The organism is Zhongshania sp. (genome assembly GCF_047636175.1).
Taxonomy (GTDB): Bacteria; Pseudomonadota; Gammaproteobacteria; order Pseudomonadales; family Spongiibacteraceae; genus Spongiibacter.
Window position 1 is genome coordinate 39,863 of record NZ_JBLIKC010000005.1, and the last position, 15,754, is coordinate 55,616.

13 protein-coding genes are annotated in these 15,754 nt (G+C 46.2%); 12 read left to right on the plus strand and 1 reads right to left on the minus strand.

Annotated features, from left to right (window positions below; all coding sequences use genetic code 11):
- The first annotated feature begins 22 nt into the window (after nucleotides 1-22).
- From tig to ACI955_RS03960, 9 genes are all read left to right on the plus strand, one after another.
- Nucleotides 23-1,351, plus strand: coding sequence for a trigger factor (tig, locus tag ACI955_RS03920; RefSeq protein WP_415242428.1), 1,329 nt, complete (start codon nucleotides 23-25; stop codon nucleotides 1,349-1,351).
- A gap of 117 nt (nucleotides 1,352-1,468) precedes the next feature.
- Nucleotides 1,469-2,101, plus strand: coding sequence for an ATP-dependent Clp endopeptidase proteolytic subunit ClpP (clpP, locus tag ACI955_RS03925; protein ID WP_368375950.1), 633 nt, complete (start codon nucleotides 1,469-1,471; stop codon nucleotides 2,099-2,101).
- Between the two features lie 125 nt (nucleotides 2,102-2,226).
- Nucleotides 2,227-3,507 (plus strand): ATP-dependent Clp protease ATP-binding subunit ClpX, encoded by a 1,281-nt coding sequence (gene clpX, locus ACI955_RS03930; RefSeq protein ID WP_415242429.1) that lies wholly within the window; start codon nucleotides 2,227-2,229, stop codon nucleotides 3,505-3,507.
- A gap of 183 nt (nucleotides 3,508-3,690) precedes the next feature.
- A complete protein-coding gene (gene lon, locus ACI955_RS03935; RefSeq protein ID WP_415242430.1) occupies nucleotides 3,691-6,117 on the plus strand; it encodes an endopeptidase La in 2,427 nt (808 codons plus the stop codon).
- A gap of 150 nt (nucleotides 6,118-6,267) precedes the next feature.
- On the plus strand, nucleotides 6,268-6,540 hold the full coding sequence (locus tag ACI955_RS03940; protein ID WP_103684697.1) for an HU family DNA-binding protein: 273 nt from the start codon (nucleotides 6,268-6,270) through the stop codon (nucleotides 6,538-6,540).
- A 111-nt stretch (nucleotides 6,541-6,651) separates the two neighbouring features.
- Complete coding sequence (locus tag ACI955_RS03945) at nucleotides 6,652-8,529, plus strand: SurA N-terminal domain-containing protein (RefSeq protein WP_415242431.1); 1,878 nt, start codon at nucleotides 6,652-6,654, stop codon at nucleotides 8,527-8,529.
- A gap of 62 nt (nucleotides 8,530-8,591) precedes the next feature.
- Nucleotides 8,592-9,398: a 4'-phosphopantetheinyl transferase family protein gene (locus tag ACI955_RS03950; RefSeq protein ID WP_415242432.1), complete on the plus strand. Its 807-nt coding sequence runs from the start codon at nucleotides 8,592-8,594 to the stop codon at nucleotides 9,396-9,398.
- A 19-nt stretch (nucleotides 9,399-9,417) separates the two neighbouring features.
- Complete coding sequence (locus ACI955_RS03955) at nucleotides 9,418-10,590, plus strand: 3-phosphoglycerate dehydrogenase family protein (RefSeq protein WP_415242433.1); 1,173 nt, start codon at nucleotides 9,418-9,420, stop codon at nucleotides 10,588-10,590.
- A gap of 49 nt (nucleotides 10,591-10,639) precedes the next feature.
- Nucleotides 10,640-11,179 carry a DUF1285 domain-containing protein gene (locus tag ACI955_RS03960; protein ID WP_415242434.1) on the plus strand — a complete coding sequence of 180 codons (540 nt, stop codon included), beginning with the start codon at nucleotides 10,640-10,642 and terminating at the stop codon, nucleotides 11,177-11,179.
- A gap of 70 nt (nucleotides 11,180-11,249) precedes the next feature.
- Here ACI955_RS03960 and ACI955_RS03965 read toward each other — a convergent pair whose 3' ends face one another.
- Complete coding sequence (locus tag ACI955_RS03965) at nucleotides 11,250-12,905, minus strand: electron transfer flavoprotein-ubiquinone oxidoreductase (protein ID WP_415242435.1); 1,656 nt, start codon at nucleotides 12,903-12,905, stop codon at nucleotides 11,250-11,252.
- Nucleotides 12,906-13,292: 387 nt separating this feature from the next.
- Here ACI955_RS03965 and ACI955_RS03970 point away from each other — a divergent pair, with 387 nt between their 5' ends.
- The 3 genes from ACI955_RS03970 (at nucleotide 13,293) to ACI955_RS03980 (ending at nucleotide 15,744) form a co-directional block, all read left to right on the plus strand.
- Nucleotides 13,293-14,045, plus strand: coding sequence for an electron transfer flavoprotein subunit beta/FixA family protein (locus ACI955_RS03970; protein ID WP_415242436.1), 753 nt, complete (start codon nucleotides 13,293-13,295; stop codon nucleotides 14,043-14,045).
- Nucleotides 14,042-14,971, plus strand: a complete 930-nt coding sequence (locus tag ACI955_RS03975) for an electron transfer flavoprotein subunit alpha/FixB family protein (RefSeq protein ID WP_415242437.1) — start codon at nucleotides 14,042-14,044, stop codon at nucleotides 14,969-14,971. The genes ACI955_RS03970 and ACI955_RS03975 overlap by 4 nt, the downstream gene beginning before the upstream one ends.
- A 203-nt stretch (nucleotides 14,972-15,174) precedes the next feature.
- Nucleotides 15,175-15,744 (plus strand): YceI family protein, encoded by a 570-nt coding sequence (locus ACI955_RS03980; protein WP_415242438.1) that lies wholly within the window; start codon nucleotides 15,175-15,177, stop codon nucleotides 15,742-15,744.
- The last annotated feature ends 10 nt before the right edge of the window (nucleotides 15,745-15,754 follow it).

A 15,754-nucleotide genomic window follows, 5' to 3' on the forward strand; every position in this document is an offset into this window, starting at 1 on the left:
AGCCCTGTTTTGAGGACCCCCCATGCAAGTCTCAGTTGAAACGACTTCTGGCCTAGAGCGTCGCCTGATTGTCGGCGTCCCCGCTGCACGCATTGAAAGTGCAGTTGATTCACGCCTGCAAAATGCTGCCCGCACTGTCAAGTTAGACGGCTTCCGCCCCGGTAAAGTACCTATGCGCGTTGTTCGCCAGCGTTTCGGCGAGTCTGTGCGTATGGAAGTGCTCGGCGAGGTTATGAACGAAAGCTTTTACGAGGCTATCCAGCAACAGGGCTTAAAGCCTGCTGGTCGTCCGAATATTGAGCCTAAAAGTTTAGAGCCAGGTAAAGACATTGAGTTTGTGGCAACGTTTGAAGTTTTCCCCGACGTGGAAGCCAAAGATTACAGTTCAATAGAAGTTAAAAAGCCAGTGACAAAAATTACTGCTGCCGATGTCGACAAGATGATTGAAAATCTCCGTCAGCAACGTGCGGACTGGCAGCCAACTGATCGCGCTGCGGTTAGCGGTGATAAAGCCAATATTGATTATCTTGGTACCAAAGATGGTGTCGAGTTTGATGGTGGCAAGGCTGATGGTAGTGATCTAGAGCTTGGTTCTGGGAGTATGATTCCTGGATTCGAAGACGGTATAGTTGGTATGAGTGCTGGTGAAGAGAAAGTGCTGTCATTGTCTTTCCCTGATGATTACCACAGCGAAGATCTTAAAGGTGCCGCGGTTGAATTCAAGATTACCTTGAATAGCGTTACTGAGAAAAAGCTTCCAGAAATGGACGAGACACTGTTTGAAGCCTTTGGCGTTAAAGAGGGTGGCGAAGAAGCATTTCGCGCAGAAGTTGAAAAAAATATGGCTAGGGAGTTGAAAAACGCCACTAAGTCCCGCATTAAGAATCAAGTGATGGAAGGTGTGCTTGCCGTCCATGCTGACTTACAGGTACCAAAAGCTTTGGTATTACAAGAAATTGAAGCGTTGCGTAATCAGCAAATGCAGCAATTTGGTGCAATGGCAGAAAAATTGAATGCCGCTGACATCCTGCCTGATGAGTTGTTCCGAGAAAATGCTGAGCGTCGCGTTAAGCTGGGCTTGGTCTTAAATGAACTGATTAGCGTAGAAGGTATAAAGGCTGAAGAAGTGAAGGTGCGTGCTGCTTTGGAAGAGATGGCGGCAAGCTATGAAGATAAAGAAGAAATCATAAATTGGTATATGAGCACCCCAGAACAGCTTCAACAAATCGAAGGTATGGTTATTGAAGAAGAAGTTGTTGAAAAATTGCTTGAAAAATCGAAGGTTAGCGAAGAAACTTTAAGCTACGAAGAGGTTATGTCGCCACCAGCGAAAGAGGCAGAAGAATCCTAATCTGAAAAGGGCACTCTGTTTTTTCCGGTCAAGCGACTGAACGTAAGTTCCGTCGCTTGATTTTTTTCTGCTGGCCGTAAATTTAACGCACTAATTACGTACGGAAGAGTATTCAATATGTCCCGCAATTCGTTCGATGGTATGAGCAATAATTCTGTAACCAATCTAGGTCTAGTGCCGATGGTTGTAGAGCAAACCGCACGTGGTGAGCGTTCCTACGACATCTACTCCCGCCTGCTTAAAGAGCGCGTTATCTTTTGTGTAGGACAAGTTGAAGACCATATGGCCAATCTTATCGTGGCCCAGCTGCTTTTCCTTGAATCTGAAAATCCTGATAAAGATATCCATCTTTATATTAACTCGCCAGGTGGATCTGTTACCGCCGGCTTGTCTATTTATGACACCATGAAGTTTATTAAGCCCGACGTGAGCACAATGTGCATTGGACAAGCTGCTAGCATGGGTGCTTTTTTGTTAAGTGGTGGTGCTAAAGGCAAGCGCTTTATTGTGCCAAATGCCCGCACCATGATTCATCAGCCTAGTGGCGGAGCCCAAGGGCAGGCGACAGATATTGATATTCAAGCTCGCGAGATCTTGATTATCCGTGAAAAACTCAATCACCTAATGGCTGAACACACTGGCCAGACTTACGAAACCATCGCGCACGATACTGAGCGTGATAACTTCATGAATGCGCAGCAATCTTGTGATTACGGCTTGGTGGATGAAGTTCTCACGTCTCGCTCATAGCGAATGTGGCGGCACTATTCGGATCGAGGTTTGAGTAGTGCGAACTTGCAAAATTGAGAAAAAAGCGTCATCTTTAATGCAGGGTGCCCCTATAATCCCGCAAAATCAGAACAAGGTAGGTATGAATGAGTAGTAAAGACGGCACAGATGACAACGGCAAACTGCTGTACTGTTCCTTCTGTGGTAAAAGCCAGCACGAAGTCCGCAAATTAATAGCCGGGCCGTCTGTCTTCATCTGTGATGAGTGTGTCGATCTTTGTAATGACATCATTCGGGAAGAAGTTCAGGAAGCAGCGAGTGAGGCTGGTCGCGATAAGCTGCCCACGCCACAGGAGCTTAATAGCACGCTAGATCAATATGTTATAGGACAGGCCCGCGCCAAGAAAGTATTGGCTGTGGCTGTTTATAATCATTACAAGCGCTTGCGTTATGGCGATAAGCACAAAGACGATGTAGAGCTGGGCAAAAGTAATATTTTGCTGATAGGACCAACAGGTAGTGGTAAAACGCTGCTTGCAGAAACTTTGGCGCGTTTGCTCGACGTACCGTTCACTATTGCCGATGCGACAACATTAACCGAAGCCGGTTACGTTGGTGAAGATGTTGAAAATATCATTCAAAAGCTGTTGCAGAAATGTGATTACGACGTTGAAAAAGCCCAGATGGGTATTGTCTATATCGATGAGATCGACAAGATCTCGCGGAAGTCTGACAACCCCTCAATTACCCGTGATGTATCCGGCGAGGGTGTTCAGCAAGCACTTCTTAAACTAATAGAGGGTACGGTTGCGTCAGTGCCGCCACAAGGTGGGCGCAAGCATCCACAGCAAGAATTTTTGCAGGTAGATACCTCAAATATACTGTTTATTTGTGGCGGCGCGTTTGCTGGCCTAGATCGCGTTATACGTGATCGTTCAGAGAAGGGCGGTATTGGGTTCGGTGCTGAAATCAAAACTAAGGATGAGGCGCGTAATGTTGGTGAAATCCTTGCTGATGTTCAGCCCGATGACTTGGTTCGTTACGGCCTGATCCCTGAATTTGTTGGTCGCCTGCCGGTCATAGCAACACTTGAGGAGTTAGATGTAGACGCCCTGGTGAGCATTTTGACCGAGCCTAGAAATGCATTGACCAAGCAGTACGCTAAATTATTTGATATGGAAGGTGTAGAGGTTGATTTCCGTGACGATGGTTTGCGGTCCGTGGCAGAGAAGGCCATGACGCGTAAGTCTGGTGCACGGGGCCTCCGCTCGATTCTTGAGTCGGTACTCCTCGATACAATGTATGATCTGCCATCAATGGATAACGTGAGTAAGGTCGTTATTGATGCGTCGGTTATCAAAGGTGATTCCGCGCCAATATTGGTTTATCACAACAGTGAGCAGCGTAAAGCGGCTCCAAAAGAGTAAACCCCGCTAAATATAACGCTGCGAGAAGCTTCTTTTCGCAGCGTTCGTCTTTTTTGTTAGTTTCTTTACAAGTCAAGTCTTGTTTTTAACACTGCAAATCCCCATCTTAGAACTAAGCTGTCTTTATAGTTGGCGAAGGTCCGCTGCAAGTGGATTGGGCCAGATTAATCAAGAGGAAAAGTAATGGCTGACAAACACGAAATACTGGAATTGCCACTGCTTCCTTTGCGCGACGTGGTGGTTTATCCCCATATGGTCATTCCCTTGTTCGTAGGGCGGGATAAATCTATTCGAGCGCTCGAGCTGGCCATGGCCAGTAATAAGGAAATTGTGCTTGCCGCGCAGCGCAACCCGGATCTGGATGAGCCGGGCACCGATGATCTTTACGATATTGGTACCGTCGCAAATATTTTACAGTTACTAAAATTGCCTGATGGCACAGTTAAGGTATTGGTGGAAGGTAGCTACCGCGCCCAACTCAATGCGGTAACGGCTGAAGAGGACTATTTTAGTGCTGAAATCACTGCTTTAGAGGGTGAGCGCATTGCTGCCGATGAGTCAGAGGTTATGCTTCGCTCGGCAATTTCGCAGTTTGAGAAGTATATTAATTTAAGTAAAAAGATTCCTGCCGAAGTTCTTACCTCTCTATCGGGTATTGATGATCCCGGCCGTCTTGGCGATACCATCGCCGCTCACATGACAATGGAGTTAGAGCAGAAGCAAGCTGTTCTTGAAATGGCAAATGAGCGCGAGCGGCTGGAACACCTGATGGGACTGATGGAAGGTGAGATAGACCTTTTTCAGGTTGAGAAGCGGATTCGCGGTCGTGTTAAAAAACAGATGGAAAAGAGTCAGCGTGAGTACTATCTGAATGAGCAAATGAAAGCAATTCAACGCGAGCTCGGAGAGTCTGAAGAGGGCATGAACGAGCTGGAAGAACTTGAAAGCCGAGTTCAGAAAGCGGGAATGAGCAAAGAGGCGCTCGAAAAGGCTAAAGCTGAATTGGCCAAACTTAAAATGATGTCACCAATGTCTGCTGAGGCGTCGGTGGTTCGCGGTTATATCGATTGGTTGGTGAATATTCCCTGGCAAAAACGGTCGCGTATCAAACATGATCTTAAACAGGCTAAAGAAATTTTAGATGAAGATCATTATGGTCTTGAAGAGGTTAAAGATCGCATTCTGGAATACCTCGCAGTACAAAAACGGGTCAAGAAAGTAAAAGGACCGGTGCTATGCCTGGTTGGCCCTCCGGGTGTGGGTAAGACTTCCCTGGGTGAATCTATTGCTCGTGCCACCAATCGTAAATTTGTGCGTATGGCATTAGGTGGGGTGCGTGATGAGGCCGAGATTCGCGGACATCGCAGAACCTACATAGGCTCTATGCCCGGTAAGGTCGTTCAAAAAATGTCAAAAACAGGGGTCAAAAACCCTCTGTTTTTGTTAGATGAAATAGATAAAATGGGCATGGATCACCGCGGCGATCCCGCCTCGGCGTTGCTGGAGGTTTTAGATCCTGAGCAGAACCATTCCTTCAATGATCACTACCTTGAAGTTGATTATGATCTATCAGATACCATGTTTATTTGCACGTCGAACTCTCTTAATATTCCGCCGGCATTAATGGATCGAATGGAAGTTATTCGTATTCCTGGTTATACCGAAGATGAGAAAATTAATATAGCTCGCCGTTATCTCATACCCAAGCAATTGAAGAACAATGGCTTGAAAGTGACTGAGGCTGAGATCAATGATGAGGCTCTTCAAGATATAGTGCGGTATTTCACCCGTGAAGCGGGTGTGCGTGGTTTAGAGCGTCAAGTGGCGAAGGTTTGTCGTAAGGTCGTTAAAAATGTCGCTTTGAACGGAGACAGCGGTATTGTTTCTATTACTAGCGTTAATTTGGAAGACTATCTGGGTGTGCGGAGATATACCTTCGGCAAGGCCGAAGAAGAAAATAAGGTCGGTCAAGTGACGGGCTTAGCTTGGACGCAGGTAGGCGGCGAACTCCTCACCATTGAAGCGGTGTCGGTAGTCGGTAAGGGGCGTCACATCAAGACCGGCTCTTTGGGCGATGTGATGCAGGAGTCGATTCAAGCGGCGACTACAGTCGTTAGAAGCCGCTCTAAGCGCTTAGGCATTCCCGCTCGCTATCATGATACCCACGATATCCATATCCATATGCCAGAAGGTGCAACCCCAAAAGACGGGCCTTCTGCAGGCGTTGGAATGTGCACGGCCTTGGTTTCGGTGATAACGGGTATTCCGGTTCGCTCGGATGTGGCTATGACAGGTGAAATTACGCTGCGTGGACAGGTACTAGCCATTGGTGGTTTAAAAGAAAAACTGCTTGCGGCTCACCGTGGCGGCATAAAAACCGTTATAATCCCTATGGAAAACGAAAGGGACCTGAAAGAGATTCCGGAAAACATAATAGCCGACTTAGAAATTTGTCCAGTTAAGTGGATTGATGAAGTTCTGGATATCGCGCTGGAAAGTCTTCCCGAAGAAATTTCAGAAGAAGCCTATCTTGCTGGTATCGACGACAGTCATAAAAACGTAGACGGAAACGGTGGTATTCTCGGAGAATCGCGGGCAAACGCCCACTAAGACGCAGAGATACCTTGACCATATACGGCGCAGTTGGTATAAATCCCACTCCTTACGCAGTCGGTTTTTTTAGCCCTGCGTATTTTTGTGACGGTCACCAGTCAGTTAATGCATAAATATTTTTTATAACAATTTGAAGGGGAAGAATAAGTGAATAAATCTGAGCTAATCGACGCTATTGCAGAATCTGCGGATTTGTCTAAAGCAGCGGCAGGACGTGCACTTGATGCGGCCGTAGAAGCTATAACTAATGCACTGAAATCAGATGATTCAGTTTCTTTGGTTGGTTTTGGTACTTTTAGTGTTAAAGATCGTGCCGCGCGCACTGGTCGCAATCCACAAACTGGCGCACCAATTGAAATTTCAGCTGCTAAAATTCCAAGCTTTAAAGCCGGTAAGGCGCTGAAGGATGCCTGCAACTAAGGTATAGACTGTCATTCCCGCTCATGCGGGAGGCCGTAGGGGTAAAACCTCTTACAGAAGGCGCATCGAGAGGTGCGCTTTTTTTTTGATTCAGAATCAGGTTTAGCATCAATGCTACGAAATATTCGCAATAATATCCAAGGAACAGGGGCGAAAGTTATCATCGCGATAATTATAGTGCCGTTTGCACTATTCGGGATCGATAGCTTATTTAATAGCTCGGCGCCATCAGCGGCGGCGGTCGTTAACGGTGAAAAGATTTCGGCGGCTGAATTACAGCAGGCGATTACCCTGCAAAAGCGGCGTTTATTAAGCATGATGGGGGATCAAATCGACCCAAGCATGCTAGATGATGCAATGCTTCGGAAACCGGCCCTTAATACCCTGATCAAGCAGCAGTTACTGCTTCAGGCGGCCAAAGACGAAAATATTGAAATTTCAACTGCGCAGCTTAATGCCACGATTGCGGCAATGCCTCAATTTCATGAGGATGGTCGCTTTTCCCAAGAGCGCTATCAGCAGGTACTTCGCTTGCAAGGGTATAACGGTAGCTTTTTTAAACAGCTACTGGCCTCGGATTTAGTAATCCAGCAATTGTCAACGGCGGTGGTTGGTTCGGCGTTTATTACTGATGCTGAATTAGCTCGGTCTGTGGGCTTGTTGCATGAATCACGTGATTTTCACTTTATAAATTTGCCGCTCGCCACGTATACCCAAAATATCAGTGTCAGTGATGAGGAAATTTCGGGGTATTACGCAGCCAATACTGAGTCATTTTTAAGTGATGAGGAGGTTCGGTTTTCTTATATTGAACTGACTGAGGCACAATTTTACGAGCCCGTATCAGAAGATCAAGTACAGGCAGAGTATCAGCGTTTAGTGAATACCAGCAACGCCCAGGCTGAGCGCGAAGCTGCGCATATTTTGATTGATATTACTGATGATCGCAGTCGCGAGACTGCCTTGGCAGAGCTCCAAAAAATTCGAGCCGATATTGTCGCTGGGGCTAACTTTGGCGATCAGGCAAAGAAATACTCAGTGGATGCTGGATCTGCAACGAGTGATGGATTGCTAGGATTTACTAGCGGCGACAGTTTCCCTATCGAGTTTGAAGAGGCTTTGGCAGATTTGACCGTGGATGAGTTATCGCCGGTGGTTGAAACCGAAGCGGGATTGCATCTCATAAAGCTGGTGAGTCTTCGTAAGCCAGAGGTTCCTAATTTTGACCGGGCGCGCCTCGAAATCACAGAGCAACTTCGCGAGCAAAAGGCGCGGCCTCGGTTAGTCGGCGCTGTCGATACTTTAAAAGACTTAGTATTTAATGCAGAAAGCCTCGCTATGCCCGCTGATGAAATGCAGTTGCAGGTTCAGCTGAGCGATTGGCGCAGTCAACAGTCTGATGAAGGCTTATTTGCCTATCCAGCGGTGAAGCAAGCGGCGTTTAACGCAGAGCTTCGTAATCAGGGTTTGAATAGCGATGTAATCGAACTTTCATCTGATCGCTATGTGGTTCTTCACATTGATGAATATAAAGCGCCAGAGCCAAAATCTTTGGAGAGCGTAAAGACCGATATTGAATTAATATTGGTTGAAAATAAGGCCGAGGCGGCAGCTGAAATACAAGCGCAATCCTTGCAGGCAGCGCTTGCCGCTGGCGGCCGAGCTGAGGATGTTGCGAAGAAGCAAGGTCTAACGTGGAATGCGATAATGGATGGTAAGCGCAGCGATATTAATATCGACGCTGCGGTCCGTAATCAGGCATTTTCAATGCCTCGGTCGCAATCCCAAACGAGTGTAAGTACGCTTCGTAAAAATAACGGCGATCGAGTTGTATTACAGCTGTTGGATATCCGCTACGGTGATATTTCAACGCTGAAAGAAAATGTTGTGCTGGAAGCCAAAAAAAATGCTTACCGTAATAAGTCATCTCAGGAGTTCTCCGCTTACTTTAATAGCTTATGGGAAAACGCCGAGATTAAAATTAATTGATTTAACGTAATCACTTCGCCGCGTATTTAACGGCGTGGTGATTACTTGGGTGAATAAAAATAATGATTTCCGCTGGAGAAAAAAGGCCTTTAACGGGCCATGTCGACGTCTGGTATTGTTTTACAGATGATCACCGTCTTGATAACCGATTAGAGCAATACGAAGCGATGTTATCGTCTGCTGAGTCACAGCAATACCAGCAGCTAATGTTTGGTGGTAATGGCAGAGATTATCTTGTCAGCCGCGCTTTATTGAGAACTGTGCTTGCAGATTACTGCAGCTTGGCCCCTGAAAAAATCAGTTTTTGCGTGAATGCTTATGGTAAGCCTGAGCTAAGCAATAGCGACGAGCAGGGAGCTATCCAATTCAATACGGCACACACTAGTGGGCTCACTGTGTGCGTCGTGACTCGAGGTAATGACATCGGTGTCGATGTTGAAAGCCGCGCGGAAAGCCGCAGCGTTCTCAATATGGCTGATGACTACTTCTCGGTTTTAGAGCTGCAAGCATTGAATAGTCGCGCTGATGATCAGCAGCTTGATTATTTTTACCGTTACTGGACGCTTAAAGAAGCTTATATAAAAGCGCGTGGAGAAGGCCTCTCTATCCCTCTGCACGATTTTTCCGTGGTATTAGACGAGCAGGGTGCCTTCACTAGTTTTGTTGGTCCAGAGGCTGATCGCTGGGACTTCAGTATCGTATGTAAAAATATTAACTACACTGCGGCAATCGCAATGGGCGGAAAAATAAATGGCATAGCTTATGCTCATAGTATTCCGCTTGGGCTCAAGGTGGAGCTGAGTGCCGATGAGGCGTTTAACCATTTCCCTGTTAGTGCGAGCGGTCCTCGCAACCGCATGAACGGATAATAAATTTGAGGACTGATGTGTGTATAAAGTATTAACTTTAAATCAAATCTCTACTATCGGTTTAGACCGTCTGCCCCCTGAAAGCTATGAAATAACCAACGAGTGTGCTGCGCCCGACGCCATTTTGCTGCGCAGTCATAAGCTCCAGGTCGATGATATTGCACCCAGTGTTAAAGCGATTGGTCGCGCGGGTGCAGGAACAAATAATATTCCCGTAGCGGCATGCACAAATCTGGGTATTCCGGTCTTTAATAGTCCGGGCGCGAACGCCAACGCGGTAAAGGAGCTAGTGATTGCTGGCTTGGCCCTGGGTTCGCGCGGTATCTTACCCGGTATTGCATATGTCAATTCTTTGGGTCATATGGATGACGCAGGCGAAATGGCCAAGTTGCTGGAAAAAGAAAAGAAACGTTTTAAAGGTAATGAACTAGCCGGTCGAACATTAGGTATTATCGGTTTGGGAGCAATTGGGTCTCTGATAGCCAACGCTGCGCTTAGCTTAAATATGCACGTTATCGGCTATGACCCGGCGCTGTCAGTTGATGCAGCTTGGCGCTTACCCAGTTCTGTAAAGAAAATGGAGAATATTAACAGCCTGTTTGCCAAGGCAGATTATATTACCCTGCACTTGCCAGTATTAGATTCTACTCGCGGCTTGGTCAATACTGATTTGCTTGCGAACTGCAAGCCTGGATGCTGTTTGTTAAATTTCGCGCGTGAAGAGATTGTGGATGTTGATGCAGTGATTGCCGCGCTTGATAAGGGCCTGCTTCGTCAGTTTATCACCGATTTTCCTGTGCCATCGTTAAACGGTCGTGACGATGTGATCTTGATGCCACATATTGGTGCCAGTACCGACGAGGCTGAAGATAACTGCGCCGTCATGGCGGCAGACCAAATTGCGGACTTTCTACAGAACGGAAATATCAAAAATTCGGTTAATTTTCCAAGTCTACAGTTAGAGCGTAGTGGTCATTGTCGACTCGCTGTCGCCAATCACAATGTTCCTAAAATTCTGGGTCGCATCTTGAGTATATTGGCTGATGCCGATATTAATATTCTCGATATGTTGAATAAAAGTCGCGATGAAATTGCGTATAACCTGATAGATTTAGATGGTGAGATTAGCGTGGAACTTCTTGCTGAATTGGCAGCATTGGAAGGTGTCATTAATGTGAGAGTTATTCATTAATTCTCGTTCTATCGCGCCGCAGTAAATACTGAACTCTGGAGAATTTTTTGTGACGACATTAAATAAAATTGAATCACTATTGCGCGATCAACGTGGTGCGCCTCCGATTGCTGATTGGCACCCTGAACTGAGCGGTGACATTGATATTGTGATAAAAGCTGATGGTCGCTGGATTCATGAGGGAGGTGAGATTAAGCGCCATAAATTGGTTAAATTGTTTGCCTCAATACTGCGCAGAGAAGAAGACGGGGAGTATTACTTACTGACACCTGTCGAAAAATGGCGCATTACGGTAGAAGATTTGCCGCTACAAATTATTGATTTTGAAGTGAATGATGTAGCGTCCGGACGTCGTATTGTGGTGAAGACCAATGTTGACACTTGGGTCGAACTTGGCAAACAGTACCCACTTAGCGTTGTTACCGATGGTGCTACACAAGAACCACAGCCGGCAGTTCAGCTCAATCATGGTCTACAGGCTAGAGTGAGTAGGCCATGTTTTTACAACTTAGTCGAGCTGGCAGAGTGTCGTAATGAGACAATGATATTGTTCGCAGGAGGGCAGGAGTTTGAGCTAGGTTCGGTTTAGCTAGTTAAATTTAATTTGGTTCGATGTAGTTTGAAGTATAAAAAAGGGCAGCGAAAGCTGCCCTTTTTAATTACATATTGGGGTAGTTGGGTCCACCCAATCCTTCTGGCGTTATCCACACAATATTCTGCGCGGGATCTTTGATGTCACAGGTTTTACAGTGGACGCAGTTCTGACTGTTAATCTGGAACTTCGGCGCCCCTGCGGCGTCCTCTACCACTTCATATACACCGGCAGGGCAGTAGCGCTGTGCCGGTTCTGCGTACATAGGTAGATTGTCCCGAATTGGCAGTTCGGGGTCTTTTAGCGTGAGATGGCAGGGCTGATTTTCCGCATGATTGGTATTAGACAGAAATACCGACGTCAGGCGATCGAAGCTTAATTTATTATCCGGTTTCGGATAGGTGATTTCCTTTGAATCGGCTGCCAGTTTCATTTGTGCGTGATCTGGGTGGTCGTCGCCTATTGTCCACGGAAGTTTACCGCCGAAAATATTGATATCGATAAACGCGTAGGCGGAACCAATTAAGTTGCCCCATTTGTGCTGTGCAGGCCCAAAGTTACGTTGCTCCTTTAATTCTTTGTATAAAGATGAACTTTCAAAGGCAGTGGCGTATTCGCTCAGCTCCGCTCCCGTTGCTTGGTTCTCACTAATTGCTTTATGCACAACTTCCGCAGCAATCATGCCTGACTTCATCGCCGTGTGACTGCCTTTGATTTTAGCGAAGTTCAAAGTGCCCGCGTCACAGCCAATTAGTAGACCGCCTGGGAAGGTCATTTTTGGTAATGACTGCAGGCCGCCTTTGGTGATGGCGCGTGCGCCATATGAAATGCGCTCGCCGCCCTCCAGATATTGAGCGATAGTAGGGTGCTTTTTAAAGCGTTGAAATTCTTCAAATGGTGATAAATAAGGATTGTCATAGCAAAGATCGGTAATGAGACCAATCGACACTTGGTTATCTTCTATATGGTAGAGGAAGCTACCGCCGAGCGCGCCGTTCTCAGCAAGGGGCCAGCCAGTGGCATGAATAACTTTACCTTCTACATGCTTGGCGGGATCTATCTTCCAAAGTTCCTTGATGCCAAGGCCGTAATGTTGAGGATCTTTACCCGCATTAAGATCGAATTTTTCCATTAGGCGCTTACCTAAGTGTCCCCGACAGCCTTCGGCAAACAGGGTGTACTTGGCGTGCAACTCCATACCCAGCATATAGCTATCTTTATGGCTGCCGTCTTCGGCAATGCCCATATCGCCTGTAACAACGCCTTTTACGCTACCATCTTCATGGAATAATACATCGGCAGCTGCGAAGCCGGGATAAATTTCAGCACCCATACCTTCTGCTTGCTCAGCCATCCAGCGACACAAGTTGCCGAGGCTAATAATATAATTGCCATCGTTGTGCATCGTTTTAGGCACAGCAAAATTGGGAACCTTAATGGCCTTTTCAGCGCTGGTCATGTAATAGATGTCGTCGCCAGTGACCGGCGTGTTCAGCGGCGCTCCTTTTTCTTTCCAATCTGGAAATAATTCATTTAGGGCTGAGGGTTCAAACACCGCACCAGACACTATGTGGGCGCCGACTTCGGAGCCTTTTTCCACTACGCAAACGCTGATATCTTTACCAGTACTTTCGCTCAACTGACGAATTTTACACGCCGCTGCCAATCCGGCTGGGCCAGCCCCAACGATTAGGACGTCAAATTCCATTGATTCGCGTTCCACAGACTTTCTCCTCTGGATGGTTTAACAGCATTGCCCCTGTTCTGGGCGATTTGTGGCTGATTTCAGAAGCCAATTATAAAACTAGAGGCTTCAAAACGCTACTTTAGGTACGGTTTTATTCGACACATAGACCTTATTTCTCCGTTTTACGTCGATAAAAAATCTTATTCTAATTAAAACTTACTAAATTGGAATACGGGCATGGCTTGTTGGATGATAACTGTTTTTCGTTAAGTGAATGTCCTACTATTATTGACCTCGGGTCTCATAAGCGTCAAAATAAGTGCGTTTTGAAAAGTGGCTTTATCCGGTTGGGATCTGTTTTCGATCCTACAGCGTAACGGTATTTAGCCAATCATTTAATTTTAAGCGCGTAATGGGGAATCCATGAAGGTTCTGGTTGCTGTCAAACGAGTAGTTGATTACAACGTAAAAGTGCGTCCGAAATCGGACGGTACTGGCGTTGATCTGAATAATGTCAAAATGGCGATAAACCCATTTTGTGAAATAGCTATAGAAGAGGCTGTACGTTTAAAGGAAAAAGGCGTCATAACGGAAATAGTTGCAGTCTCTGTTGGACCAAAAGTTTGTCAGGAACAGATCCGTACTGCACTCGCTCTGGGCGCTGATCGCGGTATTTTGGTTGAAACCGATGTGGAAATGCAACCATTGGCTATCGCCAAGTTATTGAAGGCGGTTGTTGATAAAGAAGAGCCTAGTATGGTTATTCTTGGCAAGCAGGCAATTGATGGTGATAACAACCAAACAGGCCAAATGCTTGCAGCTTTAACGGGTATGTCGCAGGGGACATTTGCGTCTGAGATTGTTGTTGAAGGCGACAGCGTCACTGTTACTCGTGAAGTCGACAGTGGCTTACAGGTTGTTAAATTGACACTGCCGGCTGTTGTAACGACAGATCTACGTTTGAATGAGCCGCGCTATGCGTCACTGCCAAACATTATGAAAGCCAAGAAGAAGCCCTTAGACACAATGACACCAGAAGAACTAGGTGTTGATGTGACTCCGCGAGTGACTACTATTAAAGTAGAGCCGCCCGCAGAACGTCAAGCCGGCGTTAAAGTCGCTGATGTTGCTGAACTTGTTGATAAGCTGAAAAACGAGGCGAAGGTGATCGGATGAGTATTTTAATTCTTGCAGAACACGATAACGTCTCTATCAAAGGCGCTACCTTGAACACAGTTACTGCTGCGAAAGCAATTGGTGGCGACATTGTTGTTCTTATTGCTGGTGAAAACTGCGGTGCTGCCGCAGAAGCGGCGGCAAAAGTTGACGGTGTCAGTAAAGTCCTTGTCGCTGACAATGCGGTATATGGTCACCAACTGGCCGAAAACGTCAGCTTGCTAGTTGCCGAACTCGGTAAAGACTACGATTACATCCTGTCGCCTGCCACGACGAACGGTAAAAATACTTTGCCGCGTGCAGCTGCCTTACTTGATGTTGCGCAGATTTCTGAGATCATTTCAGTAGAAAGTGCTGACACGTTTACGCGTCCAATCTACGCAGGTAACGTTATCGCCACTGTGCAGTCTTCAGATGCCATTAAAGTCATTACGGTTCGTGCTACTGCATTTGACCCCGTCGCGGCTGAAGGCGGAAGTGCTTCTATCGAAGTTATTGCTAGTGCACATGACGCCGGTAAATCTAGTTATGTTCGCGAAGAAGTAGCCAAGAGTGATAGACCTGAATTGACTGCGGCAAGTATTGTAGTTTCAGGTGGTCGTGGTATGCAAAATGGCGACAATTTTGCCATGTTGTATTCATTGGCGGATAAGCTTGGCGCAGCAGTCGGCGCATCACGCGCTGCGGTTGATGCTGGTTTTGCACCTAATGATATGCAGGTCGGTCAGACGGGTAAAATCGTTGCCCCTGACTTATATATTGCTGTCGGTATTTCCGGCGCTATTCAGCATTTAGCGGGTATGAAAGATTCTAAAATCATTGCCGCTATAAACAAAGACGAAGATGCGCCGATTTTCCAGGTTGCAGATTACGGTCTAGTTGCTGATTTGTTCGTCGCCGTGCCAGAGCTTAACTCAAGCCTATAAATACGTGCGTTAACATAGTGCGTAAAAAGCTCGGTTTTATAACCGAGCTTTTTTTTGCCTAATTCGTAGATATTAGTTAGATAATATCTACGTCTCATTGTCCAATTTACTCCCAATATGTACGCGTTCGTAGCGCAAGATACCAAAATACATATTTCTGGGGAAAGTATTCAACGTCGTTGCAAAATCTAAAGGAGATTCTTATGAAGAAACTGATATACGCGCTTGTGCTGTCATTGCCGCTTTCCGGTTTGAATGCTCTAGAATTAAACAATGATTCGTCGGTATTAAATTTTGTTACAGTGAAGAATGATACTGTTGCCGAGCTAATGACTTTTGACTCGCTAAGCGGGACCATCAATAAAGAAACCGGCGATGCAGAATTGAGTGTCGATCTAAATAGTATTGCGAGTGGGATTAATATTCGTAACAAACGTATGCGCGAATTTCTATTTGAGATTGATACTTTTCCAACTGCAATTTTCACCACATCTGTAAAGAAAGCAAATTTGAACGACATGGTGGTTGGTGAGCAAAAGTCTCTCGAATTGAAAGGCAAGCTCGCGCTACACGGACAAACATCGCCACTTGAATTTAACGTGATAGTTACCAAACGTGAGGATAACAGTTATCACGCTGTAACGACTTCGCCGGCCTTTATTAGTGCCAACAGTTTCGATCTTGCCCCCGGTATCGATAAGCTTCGCAGTTTGGCAGCCTTAACGAATATCGACCTTGTTGTGCCAGTGACGTTCTCGGTGGTTTTCCAGTAATAAGGTTTGC